Here is a 15,119-nt window from a genome sequence, read left to right on the forward strand (position 1 = left end):
ATGGCACCACCACATGAGGTTTGTAAGGTATACGAAGGTAAACGTCATTTTGTTTGATTTTGCAAAAATGTAGTAACTTGAGCTATGTTCAACTACTACGGATTAGATTATATTCAAATGTGTTGTGTGATTTACGAGTGGAAGTTTTGAAGCGACTTAAAGCGATATTGTTGTGTGCCTTACTCAGCTTGAGTCTGCATGTTGGCGCTGATCACTTACCAGAAGCGGTATTTGAACAGCATAGTGCAGTGATGCTTGTTATCACACCTTCTACAGGCGCCATCATTGCAGCGAATGCTGCCGCAGATCAATTTTATGGCTATCAAGCGGGTGAGCTTGAGCAGCAATTTATTCAGAACATCAACCAACTCACGCCAGAACAAGTTGCTAACGAGCGTGCTAACGCAGCAGCTGAAGGGCGCAATTACTTTATCTTTAGACATCAACTGGCTAATGGTGAGATCCGTACTGTGAGTGTTCACTCTGCGCCTTTTATCGATGAGTATGGCAGGCAGCAATTATTATCTGTGATCACCGATATCAGTGAACAGCGTGCCTTACAAAAATCGCTTTGGCATTATCAAGCCAATCTTGAGCAGCAAGTTGAAATACAAACCGACGCCATTCAGCAAGCAAGTCGAATGCAATTGCTGCTGTCTTTTGTCGTTATCGTGTTACTCATTGGCTCTTTGCTCATTTTGGGGCGCTTTTTTATTAAGCTTAAAAATGCCAAGCGTAAAGCAGAGTCTCAAGGGGCGCGTCTATCATCTATTTTTGATGCCATAGAGGGCTACTTACTTTTCACGTCTCGTTCAGGCACAGTACTTGATGCTAACCAGCAGGTTTTTCAAGATATTGAGAGTCGTGACTCTATTGTTGGTAGAGCGTTAGGTGAAGTTTTCTTTAGTAATGTAGATTGGGCAGAGCAGCCCTATGGTAGTTCTGAGCACCGTTTGAAAGTCAAAGGTGAATGGCGCTTTTTTACAGTTGATAAGCAAGCGGTGAATAACGCTGATAAATCGCTTGGTGATTTATATATGTTGCAAGATATTACCGTGCAACTAGCCATTGAGCGTGAGCAGCGCTTAGCTAGTACAGTATTTGCAACAACCAGTGAAGGGGTGTTGGTTTCTGATAAACATAACCAGATCCAAATGGTAAATAGGGCATTTACGGAGATTACTGGATTTACTCAAGAACAAGTACTAGGGCAGTCGCCTGCGATTTTAAATTCAGGGCATCATGGGCCAGCCTTTTTCTCGCAAATGTACAACACTTTAAGCCAACGAGGTCATTGGGAAGGAGAGGTCTGGAATCGTCGTAAAAGTGGTGAGGTGTTCCCTTGTTGGCTACAGGTCTCCGCGGTATTCGATCAACAAGGCGAAATCGAAATGCATGTCGCTTTGTTTAATGACATTACCTCGCGTAAGCACCACGAACATATGATGTGGCAACAAGCCAACTTTGATACCTTAACCAGTTTGGCGAATCGCAGAAATTACCGAGAAAAGTTTGAAAATGCGCTGCAAAAGGCCAAAAAAGATAAAAGCCGTTTGGCTGTGTGTTTCATTGATTTAGATAGGTTCAAGGCAGTAAACGACACGCTCGGTCATCATATTGGTGATTTAATGTTAATAGAAGCGGCAAAGCGCTTAGAAGAGTGCACCAGAAACTCTGACACCGTAGCTCGTTTAGGGGGAGACGAGTTTGCATTGTTGCTGCCTGATGTTGATTCAATCACTAAAGTTGAGCAAATCGCGACACAAATTCTTGAGAAACTACACGAGCCTTATGAACTTGAAGGTCATGAAGTATTTGCTTCGGGGAGTATGGGGATTACCTTCTACCCTGAAGATGGCGACGATACCAAAGTACTACTTCGTAATGCAGATAATGCCATGTATAAAGCAAAAGAGCTGGGTAGAAACTGTTTTCAATTTTACACTTCGGCCATGCATGAGCATGCTAAAGCTCGCAGCCAGTTAGAAGGTGCTTTGCATAAGGCGCTTGTAAACAATGAGCTTCATCTCGCTTATCAACCGATTCTCTCTCGAGATGATGATAGGGTGGGTTGTGAAGCTTTGTTACGTTGGGAAAACAAAGTCCTTGGTTCAGTATCGCCCGCAGACTTTATCCCTATTTGTGAAGAACTTGGTTTGATTATCTCTATTGGCGAATGGGTAATGTATCAAGCTTGTTCACAAGCCAAAGCATGGCAGCAGCAATGTGATAAACCTTTTTTTATAACAGTGAATGTTTCTAGCACCCAGTTTAAACGTCAAAGTGTGGTGGAGTTGGTTAAAAGGGTCTTAGCGCAAACAGGATTGGAGGCGAAGTATCTATCTATTGAGATCACTGAAACCGTGCTGGTAGATAATTCAGAAAGTATCTTATTACAGCTTAAGGCGCTCAGAGCGATGGGGGTTGAGCTAGCCATTGATGATTTTGGAACGGGTTATTCTTCTTTGAGCTACTTAAAACGCTTCCCGCTTTCGAAGCTTAAGATTGATAGAGAGTTTGTACGAGACCTACCAGATGATCAGGATGACCATGAAATGGTTAAAGCGATTATCTCGATGGCAAGCAACCTAAACCTTAAAGTGGTTGCTGAGGGTGTAGAGACAGATGAACAGCTGTGGCTATTGAATGAATTAGGCTGTGACTTTACACAAGGCTACTTGCATAGTAAACCGCTGCAGGCAGCGGCATTCGAAAGCTTCTTACTTGAGTATGCTCAGGTAAAATAATCTGAGTTCAGGTTAAAGTCGACTTACCGACATATAGCTTTGTGTTTTTCACAAAAGGACTCAAGTGCAGCTTTAGCTTTGAAGTTGTTTTGTTCTGCTGCACTTTTGTACCATTTATACGCACCTGCTAAATCAACATCACCGCCTTCTCCGTACTCAAGCATATCTGCGAGATTATATTGGCCAAAGTCATACCCCTGTTCTGCAGCCTGTGTAAACAGTTTTTTTGCTTCCTCAAAGTCTCTAGCTAAATAAGCTCGCACGCCTTCTTGGTTAAATTGATTAAATGAGACTTTAAGTTTATGTGGTACATGTTCAGGAGCCGCTCTGTGTCTGACTATGCCACCCATCACATAGATGTCTGTTGGACGGAATATTTCGTCGATTGCTCCCTGTTCATGAAGCGCTGCAAGTTCTGATTTTTTAAAGCTAATTAATGCAGGGCGAAAATAGTTACTGAGCATTAAGCTGTCTAGTTTAATGGCACGTTCTGCGCCACGCTTTTTACGGTAAGTGTAACTGCCTTGTTTTAGAGTGATAGAGTCTTCTTCTACAGAGAGTACCTGCGCAATACGATATTGGGTTTGGTATTTACGGTCTGTGATTAAGTGGCCCATATCTAAGATAAGTACATCATCGACTTTGGGGGCTGATAAAAACTCAGCCTGTTGTTGTTTGTTTTCGAATATGCTGTAAGAAAAGTAAGTAATCACAATCAGTAAAATAACAAACAAAGTGAGATGGTGATGTTTGTAGAGTTTGTCAGTTTGGTCGTGAAAGTAAAAAAGAGACTTTTGAAAAATGCTTTGCATAACTGCTTCCCTGTACCGATTAAAACTTCAGTCTGCCATAAGTTCGTGATTGAGTCATGTGCTTAAACTCTGAGCGGTTTAATTTTGAAGCTTAATAACCATGCTGTAATTGTGTGGTCGAGTGTATTTGCTGGTAAACTAAGCCATTAAACTAGCTTTGTTAGAGAGACGAAAAGCATCATGCAATTTAATACACTGGCTTTATCACCCGTATTTCTTGAGACCATTTCGCAATTAGGGTTTAAACAGATGACAGAGGTTCAGGCACAAAGCTTGCCACTGATCCTTGACCAACAAGATGTGATTGCACAAGCGAAAACAGGATCAGGTAAAACGCTGGCGTTTGCGCTTGGTGTATTATCTAAACTCGACGTAGCGAGTATGCATGTACAAGGCTTAGTGCTTTGTCCAACACGCGAGTTGGCAGATCAAGTAGCGACAGAAATTAGAAAGCTAGCCAGTGGCACAGCAAACGTTAAAATTCTTACCTTGTGTGGTGGTGTGCCAATTAGGCCGCAAATAAGCTCTCTTGAACATGGTGCACATATTATTGTTGGTACGCCAGGGCGCATAGAAGAACATTTGTTTAAGGGCACGCTCGACTTAACGCAAGTAAATACCTTAGTGCTTGATGAAGCCGACCAAATGCTCGATATGGGTTTTACTGATGCGATAGAAAACATCGTTGCTTATTTACCACCTGAGCGTCAAAGCCTTTTATTTAGTGCAACCTACCCCAAAAATATTGAGTCACTTTCTGCGCAATTGATGCGCAACCCGCAGCAAGTCAAAGTTGAAGAGGTGGGGATCAATAAAAGCATCAAACAAACCTTCTATAAACTCAGCAATAACAAGCTTCGTTTTAATACATTGCGACTACTTCTGATGAAGCATCAACCAAAAAGTTGTGTGGTGTTTTGTAATACCAAGGTGGAAGCTAAGCGCTTATTTGAAGAATTAAAAGAGGCCGGTTTTTATGCTTCGGCACTGCATGGCGATTTAGCTCAGCAAGAGCGTGCCATGATGTTGATGCGTTTTGCCAATAAGAGCGCTTCTATTTTAGTGGCGACTGATGTTGCGGCGCGAGGCTTGGATATTGATGATATGGACATGGTGATTAACTATCATCTCGCACTCGACCCTAAAACCCATGTTCACCGTGTGGGCCGAACAGGTCGTGGTGATAAAAAAGGCCTGGCGTGTTCTATCTTTGGTGAGAAAGAGGCGTTCAGAGTTAAGCAAATAGAACAGCTATATGATCGTGAATTTGAACCTGCGGTTTTACCTTCGCTGAGCTTATTAGATAAACCCCCTTATAAACCAGAAATGCAAACCCTCTATATTGACGGTGGCAAAAAGCAAAAGCTACGCGCTGGTGACATAGTCGGTTGTTTAACGGGCGAAGAGGGCATTGGCTTTTCGCAAATCGGTAAGATCACTGTGTTTGAAAACCAATCGTTTGTTGCTGTGAAGCGCGAAGCAAGTAAACCGGCTTTTAGAAAACTTCGCGATAACAAAATCAAAGGTAAGAAATACCAAGTACGCCGCGTCAATTAATTTAATTTAATGTGCCCAAGCAGTTGTTGATACTCATTCTGTAACTGCTTGAATCGTGTATCGTCATGATTGCCTTTATCTGGGTGGTACTGAATGGCCAGTTGCCGCCAACGTCGTCGAATGGTTTTTTCTTCAAGCGGTTGTGTTAATTGCCAGTGCAGACAAAGCTCATCGAGATTGGCTTTGCTCAATGTATTCTGCGGATGATGAAAACTTTGAGCATAACGTTGCCAAAAAGAATCTAGCAATGCTGCTATTTCTTCATTATCTATTTGGTAGTTCTGCCAATCTAAATAATAAGTGCTGAGAGGTGTGTTTAATTCAGGTGCTTGGCCTTTGTCAGCAAGGTAAATATCCATGCTATCTATATGTAAGTAGATATCGTCTTCAATGAGCTCCGATTGCAAAGTATACAAGCTATTCATCAACACAAAGTTACGCTTGAATAAATCTTGACTGGGATCGTCGTCTAGTTGCTTAAGTAATTCAACAGCTTGCAAATGTGCTGCCAGCGTATGCACCTTGTAATGTTCACCATTACTCAATAACGAAAAAATTTCATCTAGAATCGGGCGCAACATTGTTCCTCAAGGTTTGTTGGTGTATCTTCACAATACCATGATTATTTTTTTTTAGGCAATGAGGGCAAGGATGTTAAACCAGCCATTGCGGAAAATACTCGCCTCCACATTATTTGTCGCTAGTGTGTTGAGTACACCTTTCCTAGCATCATCTGCGACAGTTCCTCCTACACTTTCTGCAGAAATAGAAAAGCTGAAAGAAATAAATGATTGGTCGGCCTTTACATTAGAAGCAAATAAATTAGTGAAGCTGAATGCGGATGATGTGGATGCGTACAGTGGACTTTTAAGAGAGCTGGGAAGAGAGGCAATCAAGCGCGAAAAATTGCGCGATGCTGACATCTATTTCAATCAGCTAGCAGAAGCAACATCACATGATAAAGTGAATGATGCGCACTTCCTTGCATTCAAAATGTTAGGGATCAGTGCTTACTATCAAGGTGAGTACGCTGAGGCAATCAAAAACTATCAAACTGCACTCAATATCGCAAAGTTACGACATAAGCCATTAGAGCTTGCGAATATGCATAATAATCTCGGGTTGGCTTTTCTAAAAGCGCATGATTTAGAAAGCTCAGTTCGCCATTATGTTGAAGCCCATAAACTGTATGAACTACATGGCAGTGATCAAGATAAAGCTGATATTTTACTTAATTTGTCTGGGGTATATGTTCGTCAGTTTAGGTTCGAGACAGCGAAAGATATGTTATTTCGAGCAATTAGCGCGTTTAATTTGTTAAATGACGAGTATGGTGTTGCGCTAGCACAGGCAAACTTAGGGGTTATCTATGTTGATACTAATGAAAATGAGCTTGCGCGTGCTAGTTTTAAGGCAGCGATAGACTATTACGAGAAAATAGATTCTTCAAGACATCTTACATTTGAATATAGCAATTTAGCGAAGTTAAGTGTGTCTTTGGGTGATATGGAAAGTGCTCGCCAAGAAGTACAAAATGCGCTTTATCATGCCGAGAAATTAAATTTGAGAGCTGGGCGAATGGAGGCGTTGCCTTCTTTGGCTAGGGTACAAATTCATGAAGGTGATTTCAAATCAGCACTTGAGAGTATTAATGAGTCGATAGAGATTGCAAAGTCACAAGGCGAACAGTTACGCGTTAGCGAAAACCTAGCAATAAAATCTATTATTTTAGCAAACTTAGGATATACCAAAGCGTCACTAAATAGCTTTCATGAGCATAGAAAGCTACAACGTAAACTAGTTAACGATAGTCTAATAGCTCGTTTAAATGAGTATCAAAGTCAAATTGAAGCTAATGAGTTAAACCAAGAGATTGCACTTCTCAAACAGCAACAGGCTGTACAAAAGTTACAGAGCGAGCAGCGTGAACAACTGACTTGGCTTGCAATTTTGCTGTTGATCACAGGTATAGTGGCTGTTGTGAGTATGTATAGAAAACACATGGAGCGTGCTGCCAATATTGAGTTGAGTCAACAGGTTGCTAAGCGTACAGCAGAACTACAAAAGTTAGCAGATGAGCTAAGTGAAGCTAACACAGTTAAAAGCCAGTTTTTAGCTAACATTAGCCATGAAATCCGAACTCCTCTCACTTCAATTATTGGGAATAGTGAAGCGCTGTTACAAGAATACCAACATGACAAACATATTCAGGAACCTTTGCAAGTCATTCAAAGGCAAGGGGAGCACCTAAAAGACCTTGTGAGTGATGTATTAGACCTGAGTAAAATCGAAGCACAGCGTTTTGAGTTAGAGTTTACTGAATTTGCCTTAGAGCAGCTGCTCGATGATGTCACCGAGATGTTTCAACATGTCTGTGAGGCAAAGGGGTTAAACTTCATTGTGGTGAATCAGCTTCCTTCACCATATGTGGTGCGTTTAGATTATGTAAGGCTTAAACAGGTACTCATTAACTTACTGGGTAATGCAGTTAAGTTTACAGAATATGGTCATGTTGAGTTGGTTGTAAGCCAAGAAAATAACGGGGTTAGATTTTCGGTAAATGATACGGGGATCGGGATGGATGCTACGCAATTACAGCATATCTTTGACAGCTTCCAGCAAGGGGATAACAGCATAACACGTCGTTTTGGCGGCTCAGGATTGGGTTTATGCTTATCTCAGCAATTATCGACCATGATGGGGGGAAGCATTCAGGTGAGTAGTATTCCTGAACAAGGCAGCCAATTTTACATTGTGATCCCTTGTGCACGTTTAGACTCAGCATCTGACTCAATTTTAGTACATAAAGCTGCTCGGCCGATTACGCAATTATCTAAGTTAAGCGGTACGGTATTGATTGCAGAAGATCATGATGATAATCGAGCGTTATTTGAACGTATTCTCTCTCAGGTTGGTGTTGAGGTTATCACAGCCGAAAATGGTCAGGTCGCGGTAGAAAAAGCATTATGTGAATACCCAGATCTAATCTTGATGGATATTCAAATGCCATTACTTGATGGTCTTGAAGCATTCAAGTTACTTCAGCAAGCAGGTTTTGATGGGCCTATTTTTGCACTTACTGCGAATGTCATGCAGCATGAAATTAAGTCTTATCTTGAACTTGGGTTTGCAGGTCATCTCGGAAAACCACTTGATAGAGATAAACTCCATCTTGCTTTAAGTGATTTTCTAGCAGAAGCGAGCGCTGGAGTCGATCAAGGTATGCAAGTTGATATCAGTGATTTGATAGAAAGCTTTGCATTAAGCCTAGAGCAAGAGCGTTCTACAGTTATCGATTTATGGCAAAAGCAAGATTGGTTAGAGTTGAGAGCTTTGTGTCACCGTCTCACAGGCGCTGCCTCAACATTTGGCTTTGAAGATATTGCCAAAACGGCAAAACACATAGAACAGGCATTAAAAAAACCACAAGAAGTTGACTCTCATGGGTTGCAGCATTGGTATTTAATCTTGTGTGATGAGCTACAGCAAGTTCAGTTATCAGAACAACTCAATGTCTCCTGAGTCTTGCTGAAATTCTGCCTTAGTGCTGGCCGCTTTCGTGTCAGTATTTAGTCGAGACTTATCTGTTCTGGGATCATGCTCAAAAGCGGCTTCATCCACTTTAAAAATCGCTAATTTATCGTGAATACTGTGGGCAAGACTGATGAGGTCGTTGCTAGACACAGCTTGTATCTTAGAACTTGAAAGCGCATCTGAATTAAGTTCAACCATAGACTCAATACTTGTTTGCGCCTCATCGGATACGGCTTTTTGGTCTTTTACCTGTTCATGAATACTGTGAGACATAGAATTTATGTTGAGCATAGCTGATTCGATTTGATCTACTTCTCGAGTAGACGCTTCTGATAGCGTCACAGTTTGTTTTGTTTCTTCGAGTGCGTTGAGCATGAGCTGGTGTGCACTGTCTGTCCCAGCCTGGATTTTACTCACAACTTCACGTACCTGCTGGGTCGATTGGCTGGTTCTTGCAGCTAAACTCCTTACTTCATCAGCAACAACCGCAAAACCTCTACCTTGTTCGCCTGCTCGCGCGGCTTCAATTGCTGCATTCAGTGCTAGTAGGTTTGTTTGCTCTGCAATTGAGTTAATGACGTCAATCACAGAGCTAATCGCATCAGAGTCAACTTTTAATGTTTCAATTTGCGCACTGGTTTCTTCTATGTTTTTCGCTAAGCTCATTAAGCTTGCCTGGCTCTTATCTGTATCTACACGCGTTTTCTTAACTGCTTCTGTTGCGGCTTCCACTGAGGTGTAAATCTTTTCTAAGTTATCATCAAGCTCTCGAGATACAGCGAGCATACGGTTAATTGAGTCTGCTAAATCTTCACCATGGGCGTGCTGAATCGTCGCCTTTTGTGTCATTGATGCATAAGTATCCCTGAGTCCATCAGCCATAGGTGAAAGGCGAGATGAAGAAACATACACCTCAGCAATAATATGCTCTATGGTGGCAAGGCTAGCATTAATCGCTAAACATGCTGGTGGCGTAGAGGCTTTACTATCATCAAAGCGATAAGTGAGATCAATTTGTCCATCATGGTTTATAGAATTGACTAAAGTCTGTAAATATTCTGCTTGTGATGTTTTTTGGCTCGAATACCAAAGTAAAGCTGCACCTAAGATGATTTGCATACTGATAATAATGGCCGTTGTTGACCAAGATACAGAGAGTAATGGCAACATGACCATTAATACTATGGTGTTGAGGATTAGAAAGTTTCGAATTAATTGAAAGGGCTTCATAAACTGAACAGCTCCCTGTCTAAGCACGTAAGTCTATAACTAGAATAGTAAAAAATTGGGGGCAATGCGATAGTAATTAAGATCAAAAAAGCCTGCATAAGCAGGCTTTTTTAGGATATTTACTTACGACGCATGAGCTCGAAGAACTCGTCGTTTGTTTTACTCATCGAGAGTTTGTCGATGAGGAATTCCATTGCGTCGATTTCACTCATTTCATGAACAATCTTACGCAAGATCCACATCTTCTGTAGCTCATCCGCTTTAGTCAGTAATTCTTCGCGACGCGTACCAGAGCGGTTAAAGTCTATTGCAGGGAATACACGCTTTTCAGCAATCTTACGGTTTAAGTGTAATTCCATGTTACCCGTACCTTTAAACTCTTCGTAGATAACTTCATCCATCTTAGAGCCAGTATCGATAAGGGCCGTTGCGATAATCGTTAAGCTACCGCCTTCTTCAACGTTACGTGCAGCACCGAAGAAACGCTTAGGTTTGTGTAGTGCATTCGCATCAACACCACCCGTTAGTACCTTACCAGATGATGGAATAACGGTGTTGTAAGCTCGTGCTAAACGTGTGATTGAATCAAGTAGAATGATAACGTCTTTCTTGTGCTCAACTAGGCGTTTTGCCTTTTCAATAACCATTTCGGCAACTTGTACGTGACGGCTTGCCGGCTCATCGAACGTTGAAGCAACAACTTCACCTTTTACTAGGCGCTGCATCTCAGTTACTTCTTCCGGACGCTCATCGATCAGTAACACCATCAGTGTTGCATCTGGGTTGTTGTAGGTAATCGATTGCGCGATATTTTGTAGTAGCATTGTTTTACCCGCTTTCGGCGGAGCTACAATTAGTGCACGCTGACCTTTACCAATTGGTGATGCTAAATCAAGAACACGAGCAGTAATATCTTCTGTACTACCGTTACCACGTTCCATCACAAAACGCTCATTCGCATGAATAGGCGTTAAGTTTTCAAATAAGATCTTAGTACGAGAGTTTTCAGGTCTATCGAAGTTAACTTCATTAACTTTAAGTAGTGCGAAGTAACGCTCACCATCTTTAGGTGGACGGATAAGACCGCTAATTGTGTCACCAGTACGCATGCTGAAGCGTCGAATTTGACTTGGTGAAACATAAATATCATCAGGACCAGCTAGGTAAGATGCTTCTGATGAACGTAAAAAGCCGAAGCCATCTTGTAGAATTTCTAAAACGCCGCCGCCATAAATGTTTTCACCGCTTTTAGCGTGTGCTTTTAGAATGGCAAAAATAATGTCTTGTTTTCTTAGACGGGCTACGTTTTCAAGTCCCATGGACTCAGCTAGTTTTACAAGTTCGTTGATTGACTTGTCTTTTAATTCGCGTAAATGCATATTGGTGGGTTCTTTATAACAATTGTCATCTCAGTGATGAGAGGTTGATTTGATAAAGCTAAAGGTTAGTGGCTTTATAAATTAGCAGTTAGCTTGCTAGTCGTCCAGTCTTTAAACAAATTTAGTCGAAAAAACTATGGGCAGGTAGGTGGGATATACGCCTAGCAAAGGCGAGGCGTATATATACAGACTTAGATGTTGTCGTTTAAGAACTCAACAAGTTGAGTCTTTGATAACGCGCCAACTTTAGTCGCAGCTACAGCACCATCTTTGAAAAGTAGTAGTGTAGGAATACCACGAATACCGAACTTAGGTGGTGTACCTGCGTTTTGGTCAATGTTTAATTTACCGATAACTGCTTTACCAGCAAATTCTTCAGCAACTTCGTCTAAGATTGGCGCGATCATTTTACAAGGGCCACACCATTCTGCCCAAAAGTCTACCAGTACTGGTAGATCTGATTTAATTACATCAGCTTCAAAGCTGTCGTCAGTAAGCTGGATAATTTTGTCGCTCATTGCGTTCTCCGTTAGAAATTGGCGAATTATTTACTGCGTATTTAAACACTCTTGTTTCTTATTGCAAGTTTAAACGTTATGCTTAATTGCTATGACTAAGACACATTTGACCAATAAAAAATTTTCTGACTTTGCTATTGCACCGGAAGTGGTCGCCGGTTTAGCTGCGAATGGCTTTGAATATTGCACGCCAATCCAAGCAAAGTGTTTACCTTTTGTCTGTGACGGGCGAGATATCGCTGGTCAAGCACAAACCGGTACTGGCAAAACGTTGGCGTTCTTAACTGCCACTTGCCACCGTTTAATGCAAACAGAAGGTCAATCCAGAAAGCACCCAAGAGCGCTGATCATGGCTCCTACGAGAGAGCTTGCGATTCAGATCCATAAAGATGCAAAAATTATTGCGCCACACTGTGGTCTAAACTTAGGTTTAGTATATGGTGGCGAAGATTACGAAAAACAACGGGCGCAACTCGAAAAAGGTGTCGATATTTTAATTGGTACTACGGGCCGCTTAATCGACTTCTATAAGCAAGGTGCTTATAACCTTAATGAAATCGAAGTTGTTGTACTTGATGAAGCAGATCGTATGTTTGATTTGGGCTTCATTAAAGATATACGTTATCTGTTTAACCGTATGCCTCCGACAGCAGAAAGATTAAATCTACTTTTCTCTGCAACTTTATCTTACCGTGTACAAGAATTGGCTTTTGAACACATGACTAATCCAGAGCATGTACAAATTGAGCCAGATGTAAAAACCGGTAAACGTATTCAAGAAGAATTATTCCATTCATCTCATGACGACAAAATACCGTTACTTCTTACATTAATAGAAGAGGAGTGGCCTGATAAAGCAATCGTATTCGCAAATACTAAGCAAAGTTGTGAAAACGTGTATGCGTGGCTAAAAGCAGATAAACATCGTGTTGGTCTGTTAACAGGTGATGTAAATCAAAAGAAACGTCAGTCAATTTTGGCACAATTTACTAAAGGCGATTTAGATATTCTTGTGGCAACCGATGTGGCTGCACGTGGTTTGCATATCCCTGAAGTAAGCCATGTGTTCAACTTTGATTTACCGGATGACTGTGAAGACTACGTTCACAGAATTGGTCGTACAGGTCGAGCTGGTGCATCAGGTCACGCAATTAGTTTTGCATGTGAGCAGTATGCATACAACTTACATGAGATTGAAGAATATATAGAACATTCGATTCCTCTGTCTCATTATGATAAAACAGCATTAATTGAAGATTTACCTAAACCGAATACGCAGAGAAGACGTCATCACTCTGGCCCAAGAAAGGGAAACAATCGACGTCAATCAAATTACAATAAATCGAAAGCGAACACTTAAGAAGTTGTAATTGCGGGATCTTGCAGCTAGAGGTACAAAGTGGCCAAAAATATAGATAATAATAACGTTTTTGCCGTTATTGATTTAGGCTCTAATAGCTTTCATATGTTGATTGCAAAACACATTGCCGGTGGTGTCCACACCATAGGTCGGGTTAAACGTAAAGTTCGACTAGCAGCAGGCTTAGACGAAAACAACACGTTATCTTCTGATGCAATGCAACGAGGTTGGGAGTGTTTGGCGCTATTTGCCGAAAGATTGCAAGATATACCGAAGCAAAATATCAGCATTGTCGCAACGGCAACGCTGAGACTTGCTACCAATGCCCAAGAGTTCAAAAACCAAGCCGAAAAAATCCTCAGTCACAAAATCAATATCATCAGTGGCGAATTAGAGGCACGTACTATATATAAAGGTGTAGCACATACTTCTGCATGCCAAGGTAAACAATTGGTGATCGATATTGGTGGTGCAAGTACCGAGGTTGTCATAGGTAAAGGATTTGAAGCGCTGCTCTATAAAAGCTTAGACATGGGTTGTGTGACTTACTTAGAACGTTATTTTCAAAATGGCTTACTGTCTGAGAAGAATTTTGAGCAAGCAATTGCTGCAGCACATACTGTGATTGCGCCGATTAAGTCTCAATATATTGAGACTGGTTGGGAACTTGCCATCGGCGCATCAGGCACTGTGCAAGCAATTCAAGAAATCTTAGCAGCGACAGGTCAAACCGATCTGCTTTCTTTAGAAAAGTTACAGCATATAAAAGCCGAAGCGATAAAGCATAAGAATGTATCAACACTTTCTCTACCAGGTCTTAGTGAAGAACGTCGTTTGGTGTTTGTATCTGGATTAGCAATTCTCATTGCATTATTTGAAGCGCTGAATATTCAGCAGATGGGACTGGCAGGTGGCGCACTTCGTGAAGGTGTGCTTTACAGTATGATCTCAGATCTACACCACTCTAATATTCGTGAAAGAACGCTTGAAAGCTTTGCGCTGCGTTTTCATACCGACAAAGAGCAAGCTAAACGCGTTTCAGATGTTGCCTTATTAATAGCAAAACAACTTCAACATGCCTGGCAGCTAGATTTACAGCAAGTAAATGTATTGCTTTGCGCAACAGCGCACTTGCATGAAATTGGTTTGCTTATAGATTACAAGCAATATCATCAACACAGTGCCTATATACTAAGTAACACCGACATGCCGGGTTACTCGCCAGCAGAAAAGAAAGTAATTGCGAGTCTTTTAAAAGGTCACCGTGCCGATTTAAATGATGCACTGTTTTCACATCTTGGTGCTAATAAAGCACTGTCCGAAAAGTTAGTACGCATAATTAGACTAGCCGTTATCTTATCTATGCGCCGTAAAGATGATGTTTTACCTACCTTTGAAGTAAAAGCAGATAAAAATAGACTTAATATTAGCTTTTCTGAAGACTGGTTAGCTCAACACCCACTTATGAAAAGTGAGCTTGAGCAAGAAAGTGTGTATCAATCAAAGTTAAATTGGCAGTTTAGTAGCTAAAACAGCTCATAAATTCTACTTAAAACATCGAAATTATACAGTTTCGTTCAAAATACACGCGAACAGTCAGTTTTTTGCATTTTTCTTTAAAAAAGGGGTTGCGTAATTTTCTGCTCTCCCTATAATGCGACCCCACTGACACGGGGCGAGACGCTAAAAAGCAAATCAAAACGATGTCGAGTCAAATAAAACTTAACTTTAAAAACTTTTTAAAATTAAGTGTTGACATAAAAAGTGAAGTCGTTATTATGGCGCTCCACTTTGCAGCAAGGCTGCGGTAACTAGCCAAGCGTTAGTTACACCGGGTAACCGGAAATGTTCTTTAAAAATATGAAGCAATCATCTGTGTGGGCACTCGTACAGATTGAGTTCTAACAGCTCTTGATTCAGGAGCAAAAAAATTTAGAGTCTCAATTTCTTATGAGTGACTATATAGTCAATTTATACAGAAT

Annotated in this window: 10 protein-coding genes; 5 read left to right on the forward strand and 5 right to left on the reverse strand. The window is 41.2% G+C overall.

Going from position 1 to position 15,119, the window contains the following annotated elements; translation table 11 throughout:
• Positions 1 to 137: 137 nt before the first annotated feature.
• Positions 138 to 2,747, forward strand: a complete 2,610-nt coding sequence (locus ABMY35_RS05400) for an EAL domain-containing protein (RefSeq protein WP_349285344.1) — start codon at positions 138 to 140, stop codon at positions 2,745 to 2,747.
• 23 nt (positions 2,748 to 2,770) lie between these two features.
• On the opposite strand, the gene ABMY35_RS05405 is transcribed toward ABMY35_RS05400, so the two are convergent.
• Complete coding sequence (locus tag ABMY35_RS05405; protein ID WP_349285345.1) at positions 2,771 to 3,559, reverse strand: tetratricopeptide repeat protein; 789 nt, start codon at positions 3,557 to 3,559, stop codon at positions 2,771 to 2,773.
• Positions 3,560 to 3,739: 180 nt separating this feature from the next.
• Between ABMY35_RS05405 and dbpA the strand changes: the two genes are divergently transcribed.
• On the forward strand, positions 3,740 to 5,116 hold the full coding sequence (gene dbpA, locus ABMY35_RS05410) for an ATP-dependent RNA helicase DbpA (protein WP_349285346.1): 1,377 nt from the start codon (positions 3,740 to 3,742) through the stop codon (positions 5,114 to 5,116).
• On the opposite strand, the gene ABMY35_RS05415 is transcribed toward dbpA, so the two are convergent.
• The gene (locus ABMY35_RS05415; RefSeq protein WP_349285347.1) at positions 5,113 to 5,697 is read right to left on the reverse strand and encodes a DNA-J related domain-containing protein; all 585 of its coding nucleotides are present in this window, start codon (positions 5,695 to 5,697) and stop codon (positions 5,113 to 5,115) included. The two genes, dbpA and ABMY35_RS05415, sit on opposite strands and share 4 nt — an antisense overlap.
• A gap of 70 nt (positions 5,698 to 5,767) precedes the next feature.
• Here ABMY35_RS05415 and ABMY35_RS05420 point away from each other — a divergent pair, with 70 nt between their 5' ends.
• Positions 5,768 to 8,638, forward strand: coding sequence for an ATP-binding protein (locus tag ABMY35_RS05420; protein WP_349285348.1), 2,871 nt, complete (start codon positions 5,768 to 5,770; stop codon positions 8,636 to 8,638).
• Here the strand turns inward: ABMY35_RS05420 and ABMY35_RS05425 are convergent.
• The 3 genes from ABMY35_RS05425 to trxA all read right to left on the reverse strand — a co-directional run bounded on the left by ABMY35_RS05425 (position 8,615) and on the right by trxA (position 11,777).
• Positions 8,615 to 9,880, reverse strand: coding sequence for a methyl-accepting chemotaxis protein (locus tag ABMY35_RS05425; RefSeq protein WP_349285349.1), 1,266 nt, complete (start codon positions 9,878 to 9,880; stop codon positions 8,615 to 8,617). The genes ABMY35_RS05420 and ABMY35_RS05425 overlap by 24 nt on opposite strands.
• Before the next feature lie 119 nt (positions 9,881 to 9,999).
• Positions 10,000 to 11,259 carry a transcription termination factor Rho gene (rho, locus tag ABMY35_RS05430; protein ID WP_058028397.1) on the reverse strand — a complete coding sequence of 420 codons (1,260 nt, stop codon included), beginning with the start codon at positions 11,257 to 11,259 and terminating at the stop codon, positions 10,000 to 10,002.
• 191 nt (positions 11,260 to 11,450) lie between these two features.
• Positions 11,451 to 11,777, reverse strand: coding sequence for a thioredoxin TrxA (trxA, locus tag ABMY35_RS05435; protein ID WP_058028399.1), 327 nt, complete (start codon positions 11,775 to 11,777; stop codon positions 11,451 to 11,453).
• Between the two features lie 91 nt (positions 11,778 to 11,868).
• On the opposite strand from trxA, the gene rhlB reads away from it, so the two are divergent.
• Together rhlB and gppA are read left to right on the forward strand one after the other, a co-directional pair.
• On the forward strand, positions 11,869 to 13,137 hold the full coding sequence (rhlB, locus tag ABMY35_RS05440; RefSeq protein WP_138568795.1) for an ATP-dependent RNA helicase RhlB: 1,269 nt from the start codon (positions 11,869 to 11,871) through the stop codon (positions 13,135 to 13,137).
• Between the two features lie 39 nt (positions 13,138 to 13,176).
• Entirely contained in the window at positions 13,177 to 14,667 is a 1,491-nt protein-coding gene (gene gppA / locus ABMY35_RS05445; protein ID WP_349285350.1) for a guanosine-5'-triphosphate,3'-diphosphate diphosphatase, read from the forward strand.
• Positions 14,668 to 15,119: the final 452 nt, after the last annotated feature.

Source organism: Pseudoalteromonas sp. BZB3 (assembly GCF_040104455.1).
Lineage (GTDB): Bacteria > Pseudomonadota > Gammaproteobacteria > Enterobacterales > Alteromonadaceae > Pseudoalteromonas.